This is a genomic window from Pseudokordiimonas caeni, assembly GCF_026719705.1.
GTDB lineage: Bacteria > Pseudomonadota > Alphaproteobacteria > Sphingomonadales > Kordiimonadaceae > Gimibacter > Gimibacter caeni.
Genome location: NZ_JAPPRR010000002.1, coordinates 411,708 through 432,237, shown reverse-complemented (window position 1 = coordinate 432,237; position 20,530 = coordinate 411,708). Strand labels below are relative to the sequence as shown.

Below are 20,530 nucleotides of genomic sequence, written 5' to 3'. Positions count from 1 at the left end.
ATCCCATGTCCACGATCAGCCCGGAAACCGCCCTCATCTACACGATGGTCCTTGTCTCTGCGTCCGATGACGCAATGACGGACCGCGAGCTCGAGCGGATGACCGGGCTTGTCGGTTATCTTCCCGCGCTTCGGGGATACCGGGTCGAGCATCTGGCGAGCGATACCGACGCCTGCATTGACATGTTGCAAAGCGAGGAAGGGCTTGATGCCATCCTTGGCCTCGTTGCCGAGGCGGTTCCTGAAAAGGATTATGACCTCGTTTATTCGGTAGCCTGCGAAGTAGCGGCATCGGACGGCGAATTGCCGCAGGAAGAACTGCGCCTCCTGGAAATCATCCGCCATACGCTCGGCATCGACCGGCTGACAGCCGCCGCCATCGAGCGCGCAACAGCGACCCGCCAGAAAACTTTCTGAAGCCTATTTCTGCCGTGTGAATTCGGCCCCGATTGTCAGGTCCAGTTCGTCAGCGACGAACGGGGTCCAGACAGCCGAGAGGCCGAAATCGCTGAGCCTGATAGTCCCTGTCGCATCGAAACCCATGCGGTCATCGCCGCTCAGGGGATCGGTACGCCGGCCGGCGAAGGTAACGGCAAGCGTCACTGGCTTTGTCACCTTGGCGATGGTCAGGTTGCCGGTCACATCGGCGGTCGCTTCGCCGGTGCGCACTACCGACACGCTCTCAAACTTGATCTCCGGATATTCGTCGGCTGAAACAAGGTCCCGCAGCTTTTCGTCAAGCACCGGATTGGCGGTGTCGAGCCTGGCAGCATCCATCGTGACCTGCAGCTTCGCCGTTTCAGGGCTATCGGGGTCGATGGCGAGCGATCCTGCCGTCACCGGAATACGGCCGTAAAAGCGGGCCAGTTCCATATGCCGGATATTGAAGATGACGCCCGCATGGGAGGGATCGATCTTGTAGCTGCCGGCATGGACAGATGAAGGCGCCACATTCACGGGATAGACGGTATCCACAATTCCCTGGCAGCCGCCAAGGCCAAGGGTGGCAGCAATGAGGGCGGCGGTGGCAGTGTGGCGCAGGGTCACGGGGCAATCCTTTCGGCCTTGATGTCAAAATTCACCCGGACGCTGAATCCGATGAAGCGTTCGGAGGCATATTGGCCATCGCCCAGGTCCCAGTCGAGGCGGGCGAGTGTGGTGTTGCCAACGGCGTGGGCGGTATCGCCATCGATATCGAGGGTGAAATCAAGCGTTGCGGGCTTATCGATGCCCTTGATGGCGAGGATACCGTCGGCGCGGTAGCGGTTCCCGCCTAGGGGGGTGGTGCCAGATGCCGTGAAAACAGCTTCGCTGTGGGCACTGCTGTCGAACCAAATCGGGTCAGCCGCGATCTTGTTGCGGTCCTTGGCGCCGAGATCGATCGAGGCGAGGTCGACAACCACCCTGATTTTCGCAGCGGTCGGGTCGGCAGGGTCGAAACTGATTTCGGCATCGAAGGCATTGAACTGTCCCTCAGCGGGCGCACTGGTCTGCTGGTAGGCAAAGCCCAGATGGCTGGCCTCTCGGTCAAGCTGCCAGTCGCTCGCGGTAACGGGCGTAGCGACAAGCATGAGGGCGGCGATGAAAGCTTTCATGGGCGCGGGTCTCCGATAGGGAACATGCGGGCAAGGAGCCCGTCTTTGAGGGCGAACTGGTGATAGAGGGCGGCGAGGATATGTCCGGCGGCAAGGATCGTCAGCCCCCATGCCAGCGTGGCATGCACCGTTTTGGCTATGGCCTCTGCCGCTTCACCGCTAACCGGCAGGTGCGGCCACGGGACTGTGCCATAAAGATAGGTCGGGACACCCAGCGGCGACGTCGACACCATCACCCAGCCGGCGAGCGGAATGGCAAGGGTGAGCGCATAGAGAAGCGCATGCATTGTGCGGGCAAGCAGGATATCACGCCGTGTCATGGCCACGGGCAGCGGCGGCGGGGCCTTCATGATGCGCCAGCCGATCCGTACAAGGGTCAAGAGGAGAACACTGATGCCAAGCGATTTGTGCCACTGGTAAAGGTCGAACTTCAGCATCAGGTCGTCGTCACCCATACCTGTCATGACAGGGCCGAGAATCAGAAGCGCGATCACCATGGTTGCGATCAGCCAGTGCAGGATGATGGCAACCAGGCTGTATCGATTGGCTCCGGCATTCCCCGGCATACGTTCTCCCTTCGGCATTCACTCGGCGAGCGGGTAAGGCTCAACCTCGTCCTTCGCATCGTCGATATTCGCGAAGGCGCTGGCAGCTTCACGCGCATCCCGGATGGCGCGTTTGTCGTTCACCTTCAGGGCGTCCGTCAGGGCGCGCGCTTTTCCAAGCAACATCCGGTCGAACGCGTCCGATGGTGTCATGGCTTCAAAGGCCACGAGGCCTTCAAGGGCTTCCTTGCGTTCGTCACTGTTACCTGTCGCCAGGAATTTGAGAAATTCAAAGCGGATCGGCATATTTTCAGGCGCAAGGGCAAGGGCCTGTTCAAAATTGTCCCGCGCAACTTTTGAACTGCCACCGAGAACGGCGCGCGCCAGAAAGCCGGATCGCGAAACAGCCGCATGCCAGCCCCCGAGCGCCCCGAGCACCAGCGGGTCGTCAGGGTGACGCGCCAAGGCGCCTTCCAGCATTTCGCGCGAGGCTTTTGCAAGATTGGCCTTCTTCACGCGTTTTCCCTCGAACCCGATGGCAAGCGCGCGGCTGACGAGGGCAAAAGGATGGTCCGGGTCAAGCGCGAGTGCGGCGTCGCAGTCTTCAAGCGCACCGTGCAGGTCATGGGCGGATTGCCGGGGGTCGTCGCTGTAACCGCCGATCACAAGGCCGGCACGGCACGCCCAGGCGAGGCTGTCGGCGTCCCCGAGGGACCGGCCGAGATCGCGGGCGACCAGAAAACGGCCCTGTCGATAGGCGTCTGCGGCCTCGTTCGCGCGGGCGGTGCTGGCGCAGCAGGCAAGTAGCAATAGGGTGAAAAGCGTCCTCATGGTCCCATCATAGGACCATGAAGCTGAACGCCAGATAAAGCGCTTAATTGAGTTTCAGCGAATAGTGCGGGCTATCGAGCGAGAAGGCCGGGATTTCCACATCGAAATAGCTGCCGTCCGGCCGCTGCATCTCGTAGGTGCCGCGCATGAAGCCGGTGGGCGTGGAAAGCGGCGTGCCGCTTGTGTAGACGAAGCGTTCGCCGGGTGCGAGCACCGGCTGCTCGCCCACAACGCCCGAACCCTGTACTTCCTGCACACCGCCATGGCCGTCGGTGATGATCCAGTGCCGGTTGATAAGCTGCACCGTTGCCGTACCCTCGTTGCTGATGCGGATACGGTAGGCCCAGACATAGGAGCCTTCCTCGGGGTCCGATTGCCCGGAGAGGAAATAGGACTGGACGGCGACCCGCACGCCTTCGGTGACAGCCTCGAAGGTCATCACACCGTCGATCAGGTCGTCGTCCATGTCGTCGTCATCGTCGCTCATATGCGGCTCACACACCCGCTGCCCTGAGGGCAGCGGTCAGGTCACGCGCCAGATCGTCCTTGTCCTCAAGGCCGACCGACAGGCGGATAAGGCCCGGCGTGATGCCAAGTTCCAGCCTTGATGCTTCCGCCAGCGCCTTGTGGGTGGTGCTCCACGGATGCGTGGCGATCGAGCGGCTGTCCCCCAGATTGTTGGAGATATCGATGATCTCCAGCGCATTCAGAAACTTGAAGGCCTGGTCGCGGCCACCGGCCAGTTCGAAGGCGATCATGGTGCCGCCACGGGTCATCTGGCGCGCGGCCAGTTCCTTCTGCGGGAAGGAAGGCAGCGACGGATGCCGGGTGGAGGGCAGGAGCTTCGCGAGTGCCGCCGCCACATACTCGGTGTTATCCACCATCGCATTGACACGCAGCTCCATCGTCTCCAGTCCCTTCAGCATCACCCAGGCATTGAAGGGCGCCATGGCGCAGCCAGTGTGACGGTAATAGGGATAGAGAAATTCCTCGTCGAACGCCTTGTCGCACAGCACGATGCCGCCAAGGCATCGGCCTTGTCCGTCGATATGCTTGGTCGTCGAATAGCAGACAATATCGGCGCCAAGGTCCACCGGGCGCTGCAGCACCGGGGTCGCGAACACATTGTCGACCACAAGCCGTGCACCGGCCTTTTTGGCGACAGCAGCAACAGCGGCGATATCGACCATTTCAAGCGTCGGGTTCGCCGGGGTTTCAAGGAAAAGCACCTTGGTCTCCGGGCGCACGGCGGCAGACCAGGCGCTGATGTCCGTGCCGTCCACCACCGTGGTGGCAATGCCATAGCGCGGCAGCAGGGTATCAAGAAGCCAGCGGCAGGAGCCAAACGCCGCCCGCGCGCCGATCACGTGGTCGCCTGCCTTCAGCTGGCAGAGGAGGGCTGCCGTCATCGCGGCCATGCCGGTGCCGGTCGCCCGGCCAACTTCGGTGCCCTCGAGAAGCGCCATCCGCTCCTCGAACATGGCGACGGTCGGGTTCGTTTGCCGGCTGTAGGTGAAGCCTTCTTCGCGGCCGTCGAAGCGCGCCTCGGCGCTTTCGGCGGTCTCATAGGTGAAGCCGGAGGTCAGGAACAGGGATTCCGCCATTTCGCCAAAATCAGAACGCATGGTGCCGGCACGGACCATCTGGGTCTGGCGAGCCCATTTGGAGGTCACGTTGCGGTCGGTGCCTTTCTGATAGCGCATGGTTCAAACTCCTGAATATCATTGCCCGCGGCGGCCCCTTGCCACCCGGCGTCGACAAAGTGGCGGGGCATCCCGCCGCCGTCAAGCGCGAAGCGGGCCGAAAGCACAGATCATTCTTGATTTCAGGCGGGCAGGCGGCTAGTTTCCGCACCGACCATGGCCATCGCGGGTATGGTGAAAAGGTATCACACGAGCTTCCCAAGCTCTTGTTACGGGTTCGATTCCCGTTACCCGCTCCAGCCGCTTCCTTTCCTGACCTTCAAGGAGACCGCCCCATGGCCGAAAGTTCCGTCACCATCTGGCACAATCCGCGCTGCTCCAAATCGCGGGAAACGCTCGCCCTTCTCGAAAGCATGGGCCTGACGCCGACCGTGCGGCTCTATCTTGAAGATGCGCCGTCGGAAGCCGAGCTTGAAGCTGTGCTGGCGATGCTCGGGATTGAGCCGCGCGCGCTGATGCGCACCAAGGAAGACGAATACAAGGCGCAGGGTCTGGCTGAGGTCACCGGCGGCAAAGCGCTTGTGAAGGCGATGGCGGCAACGCCGAAGCTGATCGAACGCCCGATCGTGTTTCACGACGGCAAGGCCGCCATCGGCCGCCCACCCGAAGCGGTGAAATCTATCCTCTAGAGCCAACCCTTGCGGCAAGGCGCGGATAGAGAAGCGCCTGCCCTAGCCCCCGCACCACCAGAAACAGCCCGAAAGCACCCCACAGGCCGACAAGGCCGTACCGGTCGCTGAGTGGCCCGACGCTCAGTGCGAACACGATCCCGCCCGCGATGATGGTGGCGAGCATTCCGCCAGCCGCCGTCAGCCCCACATAGATGCCGTCAAACTGGTAGGCTGCAAAGCCGAGGATCGGCATGAGTGCGAGCAGGGGAATGAGTGGCTCCATCGCCGCCCGCACGCTCGGCAAGTCGGTCAGAAGGGCCACAATTGTGTCGCCGAAAGCCAGATAGAAGCCCGCATAAAGAAGGGCCGCAATCGCCGACCACAGGAAACCCGTCCTGACCCAGAAGGAAAAAAGCTTCCTGTCCCGCGCGCCTGCCGCCGCACCCGCAAGCGCTTCGGACGCGAAGGCAAAGCCATCAAGCCCCAGGCTCATCAGCATCATGAAAGTGTTCATGATCTGCGTTGCGGCAAGGGCCGCTTCGCCAAGTGCTGCCGCCTGACGGGTGATGATCAGAAGGCTGGTCAGCAGGATCAGCGTGCGCAGCAGCAACAGCCCGCTTAGGGAGAAAAGCTTGCCGATGGCCTGCGGAGCCCAGGTGGCGGAGTCCAGAAGTGCCGCTTTCAGTGCGCCGGTATCAAAGTCGTGCCGCACAAAATAGACACCGCACCCGAATGCCAGCAGTGTGGCGATGAGCGTGCCGAGCGCCACCCCGGCCACACCCATATCGAGGCCGACGACAAGGATCAGGTTCAGGGCTGCGTTGCTGATATTGAGCACCAGCTGCACGACAAGCGAGCGCCTGGCCTGCCCGCGGCCCAGCAGATAGCCGGTCACGGCATACAGCATCAGGGTGAAGGGGGCGCCAAAAAGCCGGATATCGAAATATCGCGTGAGCGGTGCTTCCACCGTTTCAGGCGGCGCATAGGCGAGAAGACCCAGATGGAAGATGACGGGGCCTGTGGCCACGATGACGAGGCCGATGGCCAGTCCCAGCGTGACGGCACGGGTAAAGATGGCGGCGGCCTCGCCCATGTCCCGCCGCCCGGTCGCCTGTGCAATCAGGCCGGTCGTTCCCATGCGCAGGAAACCGAAAGCCCAGAACATGTAGGAAAAAAGCCCGGCCCCCACCGCGATGGCGGCCAGATACACAGGCGAGGGCAGGTGCCCCACTGCCCACGCGTCCACCAGCGCCACCATCGGCTCGGACGATCCGGCAATGATGGAAGGTCCGGCGATTGCCCAGACCTGAAGGTGCGGCCGCGCCGGTCTGTCGCGGCCGCTATCCGTCACTTCAGCGGCCGACGCCCGTATAATGGAAGCCGTGGCTCGCCAGATCAGCGCGGCCATAGATGTTGCGCAGGTCAATCATCACTGGCGACTTCATCAGGTCCTTCACGCGGCCTAGGTCGAGCGCGCGGAACTGGTTCCATTCGGTTACGATCACAAGCGCGTCTGCCCCGGTCATGGCCTCGTAAGGATCATTTGCGAAATGCACGCCCGGCAGCAGATGCTTGGCTTCTTCCATGCCCTTTGGGTCAAACGCATGGATTTCAGCGCCGGCTTTTTGAAGGGCGGGCAGGATATCAAGCGACGGGCTTTCGCGCATGTCGTCGGTGTTTGGCTTGAAGGTGAGGCCAAGGACCGCAATCTTCTTGCCGGCAACCGATCCGCCGCAGCCGGCGATCACCTTTGCGGCCATGGCGCGCTTGCGTTCCTCGTTCACCTCAACCACCGCCCGCACGATCTTCAGGTCAACGCCCGCATCATCGGCCGAGCGCACAAGGGCGCGGGTGTCTTTCGGGAAGCAGCTGCCGCCGTAGCCGGGGCCTGCATGCAGGAATTTCGAACCGATCCGCTTGTCGAGGCCGATGCCCTTGGCCACTTCCTGCACGTCGGCACCGACGCGCTCGCAAAGGTCGGCCATTTCGTTGATGAAGCTGATCTTGGTGGCGAGGAAAGCGTTGGCCGCGTATTTCACCACTTCGGCCGTTTCGCGGCTGGTGAAAATGACCGGCGTTTCATTGAGGAAAAGCGGACGATAAAGTTCTTTCAGCACGCCCTGGGCGCGTTCGTTCTCGACGCCGCAAACAACACGGTCAGGCCGCATGAAATCCTCGATCGCCGCGCCTTCACGCAGGAACTCGGGATTGCTTGCCACATCGAACATGTCGGTGGAAAGTTTGGCCGACAGGCGTGCCTTGATCTCGCGGCCGGTGCCTACAGGCACGGTCGATTTGGTCACCACAACCGTATAGCTTTTGATCAGCGCGGCGATTTCATCGACCGCGGCCATCACATAGGAAAGGTCGGCATGGCCGTCGCCGCGGCGGCTTGGCGTACCCACGGCAATGAAAACGGCGGCCGCACCATCCATGGCTTCGGCGAGATCGGTGGTGAAACCGAGCCGGCCCGCTTCGGCGTTCCGGATCACCATGGTATCGAGGCCGGGCTCGAAAATCGGGATGATGCCTTTCTTGAGGTTCTCGATCTTCTTTACGTCCTTGTCGACGCAGACGACCTCATGGCCGAATTCGGAAAAACAGGTACCAGAAACAAGGCCGACATAACCCGTACCGATCACCGCAATTTTCATGGCGTTTCCTTATGGTCTGGCGGACCCGATTGCCGGGGCGCGCAATTTTTCGCACCATAGCCATACTCTTGGCCCGGTTTCAAGCGATGCGCCGGGTGATAGCGTCTGCAGATGACGGAAAAATGGCACAAATTGCGAAGGGTATGTGAAATCATGCCCGTAACAGGTGTGACGTCGGGGTGGTATCGTCTCCGGAGCGGTACCGCCGGTGAGTGGATGGAAGGATTGCGCGCATGGGGCAAAGGCCCGCGTTTGCGGACGCAAGCGATGATCGCCTGATCGCCGAAGTGGCGGCGGGCTCGCCGGCTGCCTATGCGGTTCTTGTGGACCGCTGGGCGGTGAAATGCCGGGCGCTTGCCTTCCGCATGACGCGCGACATGGCGCTTGCCGAGGACATGGTGCAGGACGTGTTCGTGAAGGTCTGGACAAGGGCCGGGCAGTTCGACGCCGGCAAAGCGAAGTTCGGCACCTGGCTATACCGGATGGTGGTCAACCGCTGCCTTGACGAGGCGCGGCGCCGCAAACCGGATGCCCTGCCCGAAGATTACGACGCGCCGGACGACGCGATGAACGCCGAAGATCTGATGGCGGATGCGAGCGAGCGGCAAAGAATAAGGGACGCGGTCGCAACGCTTCCCGAACGGCAGCAGACGGCGGTTGTCCTCACCTATTTCGAGGAGCTGACCAATCAGGAAGCGGCCGACGTGATGGAGATCCATGTCAAGGCTTTCGAGTCGCTCCTTGTGCGGGCGCGCAAGTCACTGAAGGCCCTGATGGAGGAATGGTCGCAAGGCGGCCAAGAAAGGACGGCATGATGAAGGATATGGAGGACGCGAAATTGGCTGAACTCCTGAAAGCTGCAGGCGGCGTTCCGGTGCGGGATGACGACACGGCCCTCGCCGCCTTCATGGCAAGGCTGCACCGCATTCCGAGCGAACATCCGCAGGGTCATGCTCCGGCGGCAGCGGCCAGCCGGTCTTTCCTTGGCGGACTTTTCGCTGCCTTCCCCCGGCCCTGGATTCTGGCCGAGGGCGGGGCGCTTGCCGTGGCCCTTTGCCTTGGTCTTCTCGTTGGCTATGACGCGGGGCTTTCGGGGCCTGAGCAGGTCACCGACCTTGATCTTTCCACGAGCCTGATCGCAGGCACCGATATCGACCTTTTTGAGGACGGCACCTTATGACTCGTAACATGAAGATCCTGTTTGTGGTTCTTGGCCTGTCGCTGGCGCTCAATGTGTTCGCGCTCGGCCATACCATCGGTCGCGGTCTGCCGCGGAAGCATCATGACGACCGCCCGCCGATGGGGCCGGTCGAGTTCAACCTTCGGGCCATTCACAAACTGCTGCCCGAAGAGGCCCGTGATGAACTGAAAGGCGCGCTGCGCGAGAACCGAACGATGATGCGGGAAAACTTCAAGGCGTTTCGCGAGGACCAGCGTGCACTGAAGGCGCTGCTCAGTGCCGATACGTTCGATGTTGCTGCATTCGAGGCGGCGCTGACCCGGCATGACGAAGCCATGCGGGCGCTGCACGGCCCGATGCGGGAAGCCCTTCTGAAAGTGCTGCCGACGCTTGACCAGCCCACACGTGCAGCGCTAGCCGACGCCCTTTTCAGCCGTCAGCACATGTCGCGGAAAATGAAATTCAGGGACGGCCCGGACCGTGACGACATGCCGCCCCCGCCGCCCGGCGAAGAACCGGGGCCGGACCCCGAGGACGGCCCGCCGGAAGACTGAGCCCCTATACCTTCAGGAAGGGATTGATCAGCCAGCCGAACGGTCCCTTGAATTTGAGGGGCGCGTCAAGAACGGCGAGGCAGAGGCATCCGGTTGTCGCATCGGCGACCGGATTGTGCGTGTCCGCCTCGGTCGTGCAGATGAAATCACCGGTGTTCATGTCGCCGTAGGTATCGGTGTAGGAGCCCCGCAGCACCAGCGTATATTCGCGGCCCCGGTGGGTATGCACCGGGATCGTCTGACCTGGCGGAATATCAAGAAGACTGATCTTGTAACCAGGCACGCCGGCGGCCAGCGGATATTCGCGCACACCACCGCCGATACGTTTCCATTTGAGGCTCGCGACAGGGCCGGGGAGGCTCGCCCGCAAAGCGGCGGGCAGGTCACGGTCGCTGTCACTGCCGGTATCTTCCGGCTGCGCGGCTGCTTCCTCATCTGACGGCATGTCGTCCAGCTTGTCCAGCAGCCGGTCAAGCATGTCCGGCGCCAGATGGGCGGGGACAATATCGTCGATCAGTGTGCCGCCCGCCGCCATCAGGCTTCGGTGCGTGCGCCGGGCATCACCGTTGATTTCAATCAGGCTGTCGGCAAACAGCATCAGGGGCGGCGGCAGGGCGCCCGCCATATGATCTGTCATGAGTGTGGCCAGCATGTCCCGGTCAGGCATCGCTTACCTCGATTTCCTTCTCGATCCGGCCCCGCAGGTGCGCAAGCGCCAGACGTATCCTCGATTTCACGGTCCCAAGCGGCAGGCCAAGCTCTGCGGCGACATCGCTGTGGGACTTGTCTTCAAAAAAGGCCTTGTGGATGACTTCCGCCTGTTCGGGCGAAAGGCTTTTCATCCGGTCCTTCACCAGGGCAGCGAGCTGCTCGCCCGAAGTTGCTTCCTCCGGATCGTCGCCATCCGCCGCGATCCTTTCTGCCATCTCCATATCTTGCGTCGGCAGGCCTGCCCGCCGCAGCAGATCGATCCGCCGGTTCCGCAGGATCGTGAAGATCCAGGTGGAAGCTGCCGCCTTGGCCGGGTCGAAGAGGCCCGCCTTGCGCCAGACGGTCAGCATCACATCCTGCACCAGATCGTCGGCCGCACTGTCCTCAAGCCCGCCTTTCAGTGCAAATGCCTTCAGGCGCGGGCCATACCAGGCAAAAAGCTCGGCAAAAGCCGTGCGGTCGCCGGCAGTGGCAATGCGGGCAATCAGCGCTGCATGCGCGATTGCATTCGCCTTTGTATCTTTTTCCGCCTGCGTGCGGCCGGTACCCATCCGCCATCCCCTTGTGCCCCGTAGAGAATCGCGAGGCTCCCTCCGGCATAGCACGGAAGGAGCGGTTCGGACAGTCTCGGCAAGCGCAAGGGCTGACATGGCAACAGGCTCCGGTTTCCTCCTCTTACGCACCCTCGCGAGAACCGGATCAGTGGCCCCGCGTATCAGCGTTTCAGAAAGGCCGGAACAATGGTAAACTCGGCCCATGACGACGAGCGCGATCCTGCCGACAACGGGCGCGCCGCCGCCGGGCTTCAGACGCCCAGACGTGGCCGCGCCTGCTTCCCGATCCTCGGCTGCGCCGGAAACCCCGGCTTCAGGCGACGGGTCTGCACGCGCGCAGGAAGGCCGCAGCGGCGCCCCGATCAGCCAGAGCCGGGCAAGCGGGGTTGCCGTGCAGGTGATCGAATCCGGCGTGTCGGACAGCCGCCCGGCAGGCACCAGCACGCGGTTTCCCAACCAGCTTTCGGACGAAGAAAAGGCGAAAGTCGCCCGGCTTGCAGCACGCGACCGCGAGGTCCGCGCCCATGAAGCGGCGCACCAGGCAGCGGGTGCCGGTTATGCGGGTGCCGCGACTTTTGATTATGTGCGCGGGCCGGATGGTCGCCAGTATGCGGTTGGCGGGCAAGTGCAGATCGACACAAGCACGGTGCCGGGCGATCCGCGGGCGACGATCGCCAAGATGGAAGTTGTGCGGTCGGCGGCCTTGGCCCCGGCGCGTCCCTCGGGGCAGGACCGGTCGGTCGCTGCCGCTGCCGCTGCAACAATCCGCGAAGCCGAAGGCCAGCAGCGCGAAGAGGAAAAAGTTGCAGCAGAAGCAGCAGCCCGGGAACAGGCCGAGAAGAAGGAAGAGGCAAAGGCGGTTGCCGAAAGCGCCAAACCGCAAACGCGCGGGGAAGCTGTGGACGGGGAGGCTGACGATGCGGGCACGTTGCCGGAAGCAGGGCTTTCACCGGGTGCAGCGGTGCCAACAGGCGATGCCTCGTCGGCTCCCGTCAGTGGTCCCGGCCCGGCAGGCCCCGCTGCATTGACGCCAACGATTGGCGGCGGAGGCGGCTTCCTGGCCCCGCAGGCTGCTAACCTGATCAATCTTTTTGCCTGAAAAGGCATGCCTCAGCGGTGGTCGGCGCCGACGGCTGAAGCCACATCCCTGAAACCACCAGCCTTGAGGAGTGCGGCGAGGTCCGCCTTGATCTTCGCGACCAGCCCCGTGCCTTCATAGGCGAGCGCCGAATAAAGCTGCACGAGCGAGGCGCCGGCCCGGATCTTGGCATAGGCATCGGCCCCGGATGCGATCCCGCCGACCCCGACAAGCGGCACCTTGCTATCGGTCGCCTTGTAAACCTTCGCCAGCATGCGGGTGGACGGCGCCATCAGGGGTACGCCGGAAAGCCCGCCAACCTCTGCTCTGTGGGCGGACTTCAGGCTTTCGGGCCTCACGATTGTGGTGTTTGAAACGATCAGGCCGTCAATCTCGCTCGCCAGGGCGACAGCTGCGATATCGGCGACATCTTCTTCCGTCAGGTCCGGCGCGATCTTCACAAGGATCGGGGCGCGGGCCGCACCGGTGGCCACCTTTGCCGCACGGGCGGCAAGCACCCGGCCGATCAGGTCTTCAAGGCTCGCGCGCGATTGCAGGGCGCGTAGGCCCGGTGTGTTGGGGCTCGAAATATTCACCGTGAAATAATCAGCGAGGCCGTAAAGGGCCTCGACGCCTGTCACATAATCTGCTGTGCGATCAGCGGCATCCTTGTTGGCGCCAACGTTGGCTCCGACCACGCCTCTGCGCCCACGACGGGCTTCAAGCCGGGCACGGAAGGCATCGATTCCCTTGTTGTTGAAGCCGAAGCGATTGATCACCGCGCGGTCTTCCGTGAGGCGGAAAAGCCGCGGCCTGGCGTTGCCTGCCTGCGGCTTCGGCGTCACCGAACCCGCCTCGACAAACCCGAAGCCCTGCCCGAGCATCGGCTCGATCACTTCGGCATTCTTGTCAAACCCGGCGGCAAGGCCCACAGGGTTCGGAAAATCAATGCCGAACACGCGGGTTTTCAGGATCGGATCATCCTCACCGGCAACTTCCGGCAGAAGGCCGGTGCGCAGGCCAAGGATCGTCAGGTTATGGGCGCGCTCGGGATCCATTGCATGAAGGATCGGACGGGCAATCGAAAAAAGGTCCATCACTCACTCTCCGCTTCAAGCATCCAGAAATCATGGCCCCCATCTGCACCCATGGACAGGGGCCATGCGCTTTCGATCATGTCGGTTGTGAGCGGCGCATATAGGTGCGGGAACAGGTCACCACCACGCGACGGCTCGCAGCGGAGCGCGCCTTCGGGCGCTGTCTCCGGGTCGATGGCAACAAGCATCAGGCCAGCCTCACCCGCAAAGTGCCGGGCGGCGGTCTCGCGCACCTGTGCGGCTGTTGAAAGATGCACATAGCCGTCCGCCAGATCGACGGGCGCCCCATTGAAGGTGCCATCCGCCATCAGCGCCTGCCATTCGTCGGCGCGCAGTATCTTGTAAATCGCTGGTTCCATGCGGACTCCATAAGGGCCGCAGGGCTTTCGCGCAAGAGGCGGCGTGAAAGGCTCAGCGGCTGCCGGGCGCAGGCTCCTTCGGGTGGGTCAGGTAGAAAGAGGCGATCCGGCAGGTCACGCCCGCCCGGCTCATGATATCGTCGCGCCCGGCGCACAGGCGTCCGTTGAGCGGTGTATAGCTCATATAGCCGTGAAACTTCAGCTGCGGACAGGCGTCCTTCAGCATCATATATATGTCGTCGCCCTCGCTGATCGAGAGGCGCACACGGGTGTCGCTTTCGATCTTGTAATCGCTGATCCGCTCAGCCACCACACACGCGGGGCCGGGGGCCAGATTTTCTTCGGCGGCAGCGGCAGCGGCCGGACCGGCGGCGAGGAACAAGGCGAGTATCGCTTTCATGCGCGTCTTTCTGCATCAAATTGGCACTATCCTTGGCCTGCATGGCTGAACGCGGCCTGAACGGTCGCTAAGTCCTTGCAATTCTGCCCTGCAGTTCCAACAATGTAACCATATCAGGGAGAAAGGTCGATGGCAGGCGAACTTTGGCGGTGGGTCCTTGAAAAACTGAAGGCCTTCGTGGCACTTCTGTGGCGAGGTATTCGCACGCTCTGGACCTGGGCGCTCACCTGGGGTGCCACCATCAGTGCGCGCACCTGGCGCATGGTGGCTGTTGCCGTGCCCGGCGTTTTTCTCCTCTATATCCTTATCGGCATGATGATCGTGAACCGGATCGACGACAAGTTCCGGCCGCTGCCTGACGTGCCCGAGAATGCCTCGGTGACCGTCGAACTGGTTGCGGGCCTCGTGGAGCGTGAAACGATCGATCATAACTGGACGCCGAACGACCCCTTCTTCCTGCCGGGGGGATGGCTCGATAACACGCCGTCTTTCCAGAAGGGCATCATGGGGGCGCTGTCACGCTTCACGTTCGAGCTGCGCGACCAGATCGGCCGCACACGGGGCTCGAGCGCTGTGGATGTGGATCTTGAAAAAGCCGCCGGCAACCTTTCGAAGGAGCCCGAACGCTGGATCATCGATTTCTCGACGTCGCTGTTGCCCACCACGCCGTCTGACTCCTATTTCCGCGAGGCCGCCCGCCAGTTGCGCACCTATAACGACCGGCTTGCCGACGGGGGTGCCGTGTTCGAACGCCGGGCGGACAATCTGCTCGCGACCCTCGACCGAATCACCCTAGACCTTGGCGCTTCGTCGGCAGCGATTGACGATTATATCACCGCCGAAAGCGGCGGCATCCTGCCGGATACGGGTGCGGATGACCTTTTCTATCAGGTGAAGGGGCAGGTTTACGCCTACACGCTGATCCTTTCGGCACTTGAGAAAGACTTCGCGTCGGTGATCGTCGGCCGCGACGTGCAGCCGCTTTATACATCGCTTCTGGCGTCCTTGCGTGCCGCGGCTTCGCTGGATCCGCTGATTGTCCTCAACGGTGATGTGGACGGCATCCTGCTGCCGAACCATCTGGCGGTGCAGGGTTTCTATCTCCTGCGGGCCCGTACGCAGCTCCGCGAGATCGGGAATATCCTTCTGAAATAGGCGCTCAGGCTTGTCATTCAAATGGGGCTTGCCAGCCTTGCCCGGCGCTGTCACTCTCGAACGATCATGATGACCGACACGATCGATAGTGGCGGGCCGCAGATTTCCGGCCCCATCAGGCCGATCAAGAAGCGCTACAGGAAGCTTCTTGTGGTGGTTGACGGTTCACCCGAATCCAAGGTGGCGATCCGCTTTGCCGCCGCGCGCGCTGCGCATATCACGGGGGGCGGACTGATCCTTTTCCACTGCATCCGCCCCGGCGAATTCCAGCACTGGATGGCGGTGGCCGACCGCATGCGCGAGGAGGCCTACGAGGAAGCCCGCGTGCTGTTGGACGAAGTGGCCGAACGGCTGCATTCCTATTGCGGCATCACGCCCGAAGTCCGGATTGTGGAAGGGGAGCCCAAGGAACAGCTCCTGAAATTCATCGACGAAACGCCCGATATTTTCGGCCTCGTGCTGGGCGCGGGGCCCGCCGGCAACCCCGGCCCGCTTGTCGATTATTTTGCGCATGAACTAGCCGGCAGCCTGAAATGTCCCGTCATGCTGGTGCCGGGCAACATGACATACGAACAGGTCGACGAGATGGCCTGACATATATCCAGTTCGTTCGAAACGGCAGTATGGGGGGATCCATGGGCGCTGCACGGTTTGGTTCGACTTTCTATGCCCGCATGGGCATCGCGATGCTTTTCTTCGCTCTCGCGGGCTTCGGCCCCTATGTGATGCACCGGTTTGAAAACGGTGTACCGACGAGTCCCGTTCTCGTTTTGCATGGTGCGGTCTTTTTCATCTGGATCTGTGCGTTCATCCTGCAGGCCCACCTTGTGGGAGCGGGCAACCGCGCGCTTCATATGCGGCTCGGCGCCCTCAGTCCGGTTCTGGCGGGGGTGATGCTTGCCACCAGTATCCTCGTCACGGTGGAAACCTTCCACACCTACAACAACAATATTCCGATGCTCAGCCGGGAGCATTTCATCATTCTGCCGCTGATGGACGGGATATTGTTCGCGGCCTATTACACGCTCGCCTTCCTCAATCGTCGCAAGGCGGAAGCCCACAAGCATTTCATGCTTCTGGCGGCCGTCATGATCATGGACCCGGCATTCGGGCGGCTCGGGGGAACGCTTGGCAACCCACTGATCGGGATTGCCTTGCACTTTGGCCTGCTTGCGGCCCTGATTGTTCATGATCGCGGCAAGCTTGGCCGCATACATACGATCACGAAGGTTGCGGTGCTCGTGCTGGCTCTCCGGTACGCCGCCTTTTTCCTTGTGGGGCCAACCGAATCATGGGCGGGCTTTGCCATATGGCTCTTCGGCTAGCGCTGCTCTGACCGGATCAGGTCCGGGAGGGCATCCCGGATCGAGGGATAGCGGAATGTGAAACCGAGCACCTCTTTCACCCTGTCGTTCCGAACGCGCTTTGATTCCTGATAGAAGCTCCGCGCCATTTCGCTCATATCCGCTGTCTCAAAAGCCTCAAGGGGCGGCGGGGTGACACCCAGCGCTTCTGCCGCCAGGCTGATCACATCAGCGGGAGGCATCGGGTCATCGTCTGCAAGGTTGAAGACCATGCCGGGCCGGTTGTCCATCTGCATGGCAAGCAGCACGGCGGCGGCGATGTCGGCCACATGGATGCGGCTGAAAACCTGGCCTTCCTTCACGATCCGCCGGGCTTTGCCGTCGATCAGCGACCGCACGGCATTGCGACCGGGACCATAGATACCGGCAAGGCGGAAAATGTCGACGCGCGCACCGGTGGCAGCCCCTGCCGCCTGCCATGCCGCTTCCGCCACCACCCGGCGCTTGCCGCGTTCGAGACTCGGTGTCGCGGGCGTATCCTCGCTCACCCAGTCGCCGCCATGATCGCCGTAAACATTGGTGCTTGAAAGATAGCCGATCCAGGAAAGCCCCTTCGCAGCCGCAAGGGCCGCCTGCAGGCGCGACAGCACCGGATCGCCCGAAGGCCCCGGCGGCACGCTGACGAGAAGGTGAGTGACCCCTTCAAGCGTATCAGGGGCAAGCGGGGCATCGCCTGAAAGGTCAAGCGTTTCAATGTCGGCCTTTTCAAGGTCGTCCCGCACAACAGGATTGCGCCAGCTGGCCATCACCTGATGCCCGGCGGCGCGCGCGGCCTTCAGTATGGCGCCACCGGTGAAGCCGGGGCCGATAACCAGAAGCCGGGTAGAAAGACGTGTCATGGGGAAACCTTTTGCCTTGAAATTGTCACAGCATCGCGCCACTCATTGGGGCATGAAAAGACTGCGCACCATAACATGGCTTCTGATGACCGCCAGCCCGCTCGTCGCGCTGCAGGTGGGCCGTGCGGCCGACGATATGACGGCGGCGGAAGAACGCTACGGCAATTGCCTGATGACCGCCTCCCGCTCGCCCGACAAGGGGATTAACGAGGCGCTTGTCTGGCGGGGCGAGGGCGGCGGCGCACCCGCGCGCCACTGCGAGGCCGTCGGGCTTTTCAATATCGGTGAGTATGCCGAAAGTGCTGCCCGGCTTGAGCTTATCGCTGAAGACATGCGGTATGGCCGCGACATGCCGCTGAAGGATGGCAAGCGCGTGGTGGGAACGTCCCTGATGCTGGCCTCTATCTGGACGCAGGCGGCAAATGCCTGGCTGATGGCGGACGAGATCACCCGCGCTGAAGCGGCAATCGATCAGGCCCTGAGCCTGGCCCCGCGCGGCACCAAGGTGGAGCGTCAGGCGCTCACTGACCGCGCGCGGATTGCGGCGGCGGACGGCGATTTTGATCTGGCTTACACCGACCTCAAGCGTGTGACGGTAACGGATCCCGGCGATACATCGGCGCTCTTGCTGCTGGCGTCAGCGGCGCGCCAAACCGAACGGCTGGCGGAGGCGGAACAGTTGCTTGAAAAGATCGCGGCTGACCGGGAGGCCGATCCGGCCTACTGGCTCGAACTTGGCAACCTGAAGGATGCCGAGGGTGATACCGCAGCCGCCCGCAGCGCATGGCTCAAGGTCGCGCAGATGGCGCCGGATTCAGGTGCGGCGCTTGCCGCACAGCGCAACCTTGAACGGATCGACCTCAAGAAGAAGTAAGGGGCGCGGCCCTCAGAACCGGACTTTCGCTTCGTAAAGGTCCGGCAGGTTGTTTTCAAAAAGCACCACGTCGCCCGCCTTCACGATGCCGCGCACATAGGCCTCGGCTTCGTCCTGTTTGGCGAATTCGCGGATCTCGACAGCCGTGCCGGCGGCCTTCAGCCCTTGCACGAAGGTCGGGATGCGGTCGGGCGTGACCACGGCAACGATATCGGCGTGCGTCGCCGCCGCCTTGCCAAGCTCAAAATGATCCTCGTCATGCCGCGCGCCCAGCTCCACCATGCCCGGTGTCACCAGAATGCGCTTGCCGCCCTCGGCCTTCAGCACATCGAGTGTTTCGAGCGCTGCCTTGAAGCCCACAGGATTGCTGTTGTAGGCGTCGTTCACAATGGTCGGCTGGCCCGGTGCCTTGGTCACCTCCAGCCGGTGGCGGATCTGGCCCATGGTGGCAAGCGCCCCGCGAATCGCGCTCCAGGGCAGGCCAAGTGCGCGGGCGGTGAGGGCGGCAAGTGCCACATTGCCTGCCTGATGATGGCCCCAGAGCGGCACTGTCAGCGTCTCGGTCGCCTCGCCTTCACGCAAGCTGAGGACAAGCCCGTCGGCGGTCATCTCGCTTTTCTCAAGCACCAGCGCACCGCCTTCGCCAAGCAGGCGATAGTCGCCCTGCACGGCCTGCATCCGTTCAGCCAGCAGTTCGGGCGCGATGCCACCAGCATTCACGATGACAGGCCCGCCGCGCCTGAAGGTAGCCTCGGCCAGTTCGAACTTTGCCTTGGCGACAGTCTCGAGCGATTTGAAGCGTTCATAGTGCGCAGCACCAACCGCGGTGATGAGGCCCACGTCTGGTGGTGTCAGCTTGCACAGGCGGGCGATGGAGCCGGGGCCGTAAGCGCCCATCTCGACGATGAAAAAGCCATGCTCGGGCGTCAGGCTTTCGCGGATCACGCGGGTGATGCCCATGTCAGTATTCACGCTGCCCGGTGTCGAAAGCGTGGGCGCGGCAGCCGACAGGATATGATGCAAGATATGCTTCGTGGAGGTTTTCCCGAACGAGCCGGTGATGGCGATCACCTTCGGGGCCAGCCGGTTGAATTTCTCGACAGCTTCGGCGCGGAAACGGGCCTTCACCCTTGCTTCGAAAGGCGAAAGCAGAAAGTTGGCCAGCACAATAAGAAGAGGCAGCAATTGCACGAAGGGGATCAGGAGAAGCCCTTCATAGCTTGCGTTGAGAAAGGCCTCGTCCTCGCTTTTCGAAAGGTCATGGCCGATGTAGGCGGCAAGCAGTCCCGCGAGGCAAAGATACACGAGATGGATGCGCTTCACCCGCTCGGTCATCACCAGCGCCTTCTTGGCGTCCCGGCTTGCGCGACGCGAAAGAAGGATACCGTGCCCGAAGCCGATCAGCGTGAGTACCACACCGGGCGCGCGGTAGCCGGCAATGGCAATGACCACGGCTGCCAGCCACCAGAGGCTGGCGGCGCAGTCGAAGGCGCGGGCGTGGCGAAACCAGCCGAGGAAGCGACGACCGTCATATTCCTCCTGCTGGAAGAATTTCATGAGCGCGAGCCCGCGCAGGTGTGCGAAGGAAAGCGTCAGTGCGAAAAGGATCAGGCTTGCGATAAAACCGGTTGTCACAGGCTGTCTCCTTTCCTGAGGTCGTTAAGGAAAGCACGCATCGCGGCTTCCACCTGCCAGGCGCCGCGTGACAGGATATCGAGGTGCCCGAAACCCGCAAGCTCCACATAGCGAGCTATCGGCAGGGCGGCTTCGTAGCGGCGGCCGATTTGAGGCGGTGTCTCGGTGTCGTCGCTGCCATAAACGAGAAGTGCGGGGCAGCGGGCGGCGCGCGCTTCGGCGATCAGGTTTTCGTTCACGACGCTGACTAGCGTCGGGCGCAACACACCGGCCTTCTTATAGTCTGGACTGCCGAACCGGTCCCGGTGGCGCTCGCGTAAGGCGGTGCCCAGAATATCATCCGAAAGTCGGGCGATATTGCCTACAAGGCGGATGACGAAGGACCGCGCCTTCGCCTTGAAGGTTTTGCGCCGCCGGAGCCCCGCACCCGCCACCAGCACAATCGCCGAAACAAGCGCGGGGTGCCGCGCCGCCATCTGCACTGAAACCCGAGCCCCGAAACTGTGGCCGACGAAGATGCAGGGGCCGACGCCAAGGCGGGCCAGTTCAGCGGCCAGCATGTCGGCATAATCAGCCGAACCCGCGCCGGTGGGCGGCGGCGGTGTCTGGCCGAAGCCCGGCTGGTCAAACAGAATATGGCGTCCATCTGCCTTGAAAAGCTGGGCGATGCGTTCAAGTGAGGCGAGAGTCTGGCCCCAGCCATGCAGCCAGACAAAGGTGGGGCCGCTTCCGCCCTCGCCGATTTCCATCCGGTGCCAGGGTTGGGGCTGTGCTGTGCCGCTCATGCCTTGT

Annotated in this window: 26 protein-coding genes and 1 tRNA gene; 11 read left to right on the top strand and 16 right to left on the bottom strand. The window is 62.6% G+C overall.

Annotated elements, in window-relative coordinates; genetic code table 11:
• Positions 1-5: 5 nt before the first annotated feature.
• Positions 6-416, top strand: a complete 411-nt coding sequence (locus tag OU694_RS10740; RefSeq protein WP_308911004.1) for a tellurite resistance TerB family protein — start codon at positions 6-8, stop codon at positions 414-416.
• A 3-nt stretch (positions 417-419) separates the two neighbouring features.
• On the opposite strand, the gene OU694_RS10735 is transcribed toward OU694_RS10740, so the two are convergent.
• Genes OU694_RS10735 through metZ form a run of 6 tightly spaced genes read right to left on the bottom strand, consistent with a single transcriptional unit; the run spans position 420 to position 4,643 of the window.
• Positions 420-1,046 (bottom strand): YceI family protein, encoded by a 627-nt coding sequence (locus OU694_RS10735; protein WP_308911003.1) that lies wholly within the window; start codon positions 1,044-1,046, stop codon positions 420-422.
• Positions 1,043-1,594 carry a YceI family protein gene (locus OU694_RS10730; protein ID WP_308911002.1) on the bottom strand — a complete coding sequence of 184 codons (552 nt, stop codon included), beginning with the start codon at positions 1,592-1,594 and terminating at the stop codon, positions 1,043-1,045. Before OU694_RS10730 ends, OU694_RS10735 begins: the two co-directional genes overlap by 4 nt.
• Positions 1,591-2,160 (bottom strand): cytochrome b, encoded by a 570-nt coding sequence (locus tag OU694_RS10725; RefSeq protein WP_308911001.1) that lies wholly within the window; start codon positions 2,158-2,160, stop codon positions 1,591-1,593. Before OU694_RS10725 ends, OU694_RS10730 begins: the two co-directional genes overlap by 4 nt.
• Positions 2,161-2,178: 18 nt before the next feature.
• Complete coding sequence (locus OU694_RS10720) at positions 2,179-2,970, bottom strand: tetratricopeptide repeat protein (protein ID WP_308911000.1); 792 nt, start codon at positions 2,968-2,970, stop codon at positions 2,179-2,181.
• 43 nt (positions 2,971-3,013) lie between these two features.
• On the bottom strand, positions 3,014-3,457 hold the full coding sequence (apaG, locus tag OU694_RS10715; RefSeq protein ID WP_308910999.1) for a Co2+/Mg2+ efflux facilitator ApaG/CorD: 444 nt from the start codon (positions 3,455-3,457) through the stop codon (positions 3,014-3,016).
• Between the two features lie 7 nt (positions 3,458-3,464).
• The gene (gene metZ, locus OU694_RS10710; protein ID WP_373460358.1) at positions 3,465-4,643 is read right to left on the bottom strand and encodes an O-succinylhomoserine sulfhydrylase; all 1,179 of its coding nucleotides are present in this window, start codon (positions 4,641-4,643) and stop codon (positions 3,465-3,467) included.
• A 195-nt stretch (positions 4,644-4,838) separates the two neighbouring features.
• Here metZ and OU694_RS10705 point away from each other — a divergent pair.
• Together OU694_RS10705 and arsC are read left to right on the top strand one after the other, a co-directional pair.
• A tRNA-Gly gene (locus OU694_RS10705) sits at positions 4,839-4,912 on the top strand.
• Positions 4,913-4,948: 36 nt separating this feature from the next.
• Positions 4,949-5,302 (top strand): arsenate reductase (glutaredoxin), encoded by a 354-nt coding sequence (gene arsC, locus OU694_RS10700; RefSeq protein WP_308910997.1) that lies wholly within the window; start codon positions 4,949-4,951, stop codon positions 5,300-5,302.
• Here the strand turns inward: arsC and OU694_RS10695 are convergent.
• Both OU694_RS10695 and OU694_RS10690 read right to left on the bottom strand, forming a co-directional pair.
• Positions 5,292-6,692 (bottom strand): MATE family efflux transporter, encoded by a 1,401-nt coding sequence (locus tag OU694_RS10695; protein ID WP_308910996.1) that lies wholly within the window; start codon positions 6,690-6,692, stop codon positions 5,292-5,294. The two genes, arsC and OU694_RS10695, sit on opposite strands and share 11 nt — an antisense overlap.
• Positions 6,637-7,938, bottom strand: coding sequence for a UDP-glucose dehydrogenase family protein (locus OU694_RS10690; protein WP_308910995.1), 1,302 nt, complete (start codon positions 7,936-7,938; stop codon positions 6,637-6,639). Before OU694_RS10690 ends, OU694_RS10695 begins: the two co-directional genes overlap by 56 nt.
• Positions 7,939-8,171: 233 nt before the next feature.
• Here OU694_RS10690 and OU694_RS10685 point away from each other — a divergent pair, with 233 nt between their 5' ends.
• Genes OU694_RS10685 through OU694_RS10675 form a run of 3 tightly spaced genes read left to right on the top strand, consistent with a single transcriptional unit; the run spans position 8,172 to position 9,672 of the window.
• A complete protein-coding gene (locus OU694_RS10685; protein WP_308910994.1) occupies positions 8,172-8,753 on the top strand; it encodes a sigma-70 family RNA polymerase sigma factor in 582 nt (193 codons plus the stop codon).
• Complete coding sequence (locus OU694_RS10680; RefSeq protein WP_308910993.1) at positions 8,750-9,118, top strand: hypothetical protein; 369 nt, start codon at positions 8,750-8,752, stop codon at positions 9,116-9,118. The genes OU694_RS10685 and OU694_RS10680 overlap by 4 nt, the downstream gene beginning before the upstream one ends.
• Positions 9,115-9,672: a periplasmic heavy metal sensor gene (locus OU694_RS10675; RefSeq protein WP_308910992.1), complete on the top strand. Its 558-nt coding sequence runs from the start codon at positions 9,115-9,117 to the stop codon at positions 9,670-9,672. The genes OU694_RS10680 and OU694_RS10675 overlap by 4 nt, the downstream gene beginning before the upstream one ends.
• A 4-nt stretch (positions 9,673-9,676) precedes the next feature.
• Here the strand turns inward: OU694_RS10675 and OU694_RS10670 are convergent, their stop codons facing one another.
• Together OU694_RS10670 and OU694_RS10665 are read right to left on the bottom strand one after the other, a co-directional pair.
• Positions 9,677-10,339: a ChrR family anti-sigma-E factor gene (locus OU694_RS10670; RefSeq protein ID WP_308910991.1), complete on the bottom strand. Its 663-nt coding sequence runs from the start codon at positions 10,337-10,339 to the stop codon at positions 9,677-9,679.
• The gene (locus tag OU694_RS10665; protein ID WP_308910990.1) at positions 10,332-10,934 is read right to left on the bottom strand and encodes a sigma-70 family RNA polymerase sigma factor; all 603 of its coding nucleotides are present in this window, start codon (positions 10,932-10,934) and stop codon (positions 10,332-10,334) included. Before OU694_RS10665 ends, OU694_RS10670 begins: the two co-directional genes overlap by 8 nt.
• Positions 10,935-11,139: 205 nt before the next feature.
• Between OU694_RS10665 and OU694_RS10660 the strand changes: the two genes are divergently transcribed.
• Positions 11,140-12,036: a putative metalloprotease CJM1_0395 family protein gene (locus OU694_RS10660; RefSeq protein ID WP_308910989.1), complete on the top strand. Its 897-nt coding sequence runs from the start codon at positions 11,140-11,142 to the stop codon at positions 12,034-12,036.
• A gap of 11 nt (positions 12,037-12,047) precedes the next feature.
• Here OU694_RS10660 and OU694_RS10655 read toward each other — a convergent pair whose 3' ends face one another.
• From OU694_RS10655 to OU694_RS10645, 3 genes are read right to left on the bottom strand one after another with little or no spacing between them, the layout of a single operon-like run.
• Positions 12,048-13,112, bottom strand: a complete 1,065-nt coding sequence (locus OU694_RS10655) for a quinone-dependent dihydroorotate dehydrogenase (RefSeq protein ID WP_308910988.1) — start codon at positions 13,110-13,112, stop codon at positions 12,048-12,050.
• Positions 13,112-13,471 carry a DUF952 domain-containing protein gene (locus OU694_RS10650; protein WP_308910987.1) on the bottom strand — a complete coding sequence of 120 codons (360 nt, stop codon included), beginning with the start codon at positions 13,469-13,471 and terminating at the stop codon, positions 13,112-13,114. The genes OU694_RS10655 and OU694_RS10650 overlap by 1 nt, the downstream gene beginning before the upstream one ends.
• 52 nt (positions 13,472-13,523) lie before the next feature.
• Positions 13,524-13,871 carry a hypothetical protein gene (locus OU694_RS10645; RefSeq protein ID WP_308910986.1) on the bottom strand — a complete coding sequence of 116 codons (348 nt, stop codon included), beginning with the start codon at positions 13,869-13,871 and terminating at the stop codon, positions 13,524-13,526.
• A 129-nt stretch (positions 13,872-14,000) separates the two neighbouring features.
• Between OU694_RS10645 and OU694_RS10640 the strand changes: the two genes are divergently transcribed.
• The 3 genes from OU694_RS10640 to OU694_RS10630 all read left to right on the top strand — a co-directional run bounded on the left by OU694_RS10640 (position 14,001) and on the right by OU694_RS10630 (position 16,351).
• Positions 14,001-15,026 carry a DUF2333 family protein gene (locus OU694_RS10640; RefSeq protein ID WP_308910985.1) on the top strand — a complete coding sequence of 342 codons (1,026 nt, stop codon included), beginning with the start codon at positions 14,001-14,003 and terminating at the stop codon, positions 15,024-15,026.
• A 66-nt stretch (positions 15,027-15,092) separates the two neighbouring features.
• Positions 15,093-15,620 carry a universal stress protein gene (locus tag OU694_RS10635; RefSeq protein ID WP_308910984.1) on the top strand — a complete coding sequence of 176 codons (528 nt, stop codon included), beginning with the start codon at positions 15,093-15,095 and terminating at the stop codon, positions 15,618-15,620.
• Between the two features lie 41 nt (positions 15,621-15,661).
• A complete protein-coding gene (locus tag OU694_RS10630) occupies positions 15,662-16,351 on the top strand; it encodes a hypothetical protein (RefSeq protein WP_308910983.1) in 690 nt (229 codons plus the stop codon).
• Here OU694_RS10630 and OU694_RS10625 read toward each other — a convergent pair.
• The gene (locus OU694_RS10625; protein WP_308910982.1) at positions 16,348-17,229 is read right to left on the bottom strand and encodes an SDR family oxidoreductase; all 882 of its coding nucleotides are present in this window, start codon (positions 17,227-17,229) and stop codon (positions 16,348-16,350) included. The genes OU694_RS10630 and OU694_RS10625 overlap by 4 nt on opposite strands.
• 85 nt (positions 17,230-17,314) lie before the next feature.
• On the opposite strand from OU694_RS10625, the gene OU694_RS10620 reads away from it, so the two are divergent.
• On the top strand, positions 17,315-18,103 hold the full coding sequence (locus tag OU694_RS10620; protein ID WP_308910981.1) for a tetratricopeptide repeat protein: 789 nt from the start codon (positions 17,315-17,317) through the stop codon (positions 18,101-18,103).
• Positions 18,104-18,115: 12 nt separating this feature from the next.
• On the opposite strand, the gene OU694_RS10615 is transcribed toward OU694_RS10620, so the two are convergent.
• Together OU694_RS10615 and OU694_RS10610 are read right to left on the bottom strand one after the other, a co-directional pair.
• A complete protein-coding gene (locus OU694_RS10615) occupies positions 18,116-19,738 on the bottom strand; it encodes a Mur ligase family protein (RefSeq protein WP_308910980.1) in 1,623 nt (540 codons plus the stop codon).
• Positions 19,735-20,523: an alpha/beta fold hydrolase gene (locus OU694_RS10610; protein ID WP_308910979.1), complete on the bottom strand. Its 789-nt coding sequence runs from the start codon at positions 20,521-20,523 to the stop codon at positions 19,735-19,737. The genes OU694_RS10615 and OU694_RS10610 overlap by 4 nt, the downstream gene beginning before the upstream one ends.
• Between the last annotated feature and the right edge of the window lie 7 nt (positions 20,524-20,530).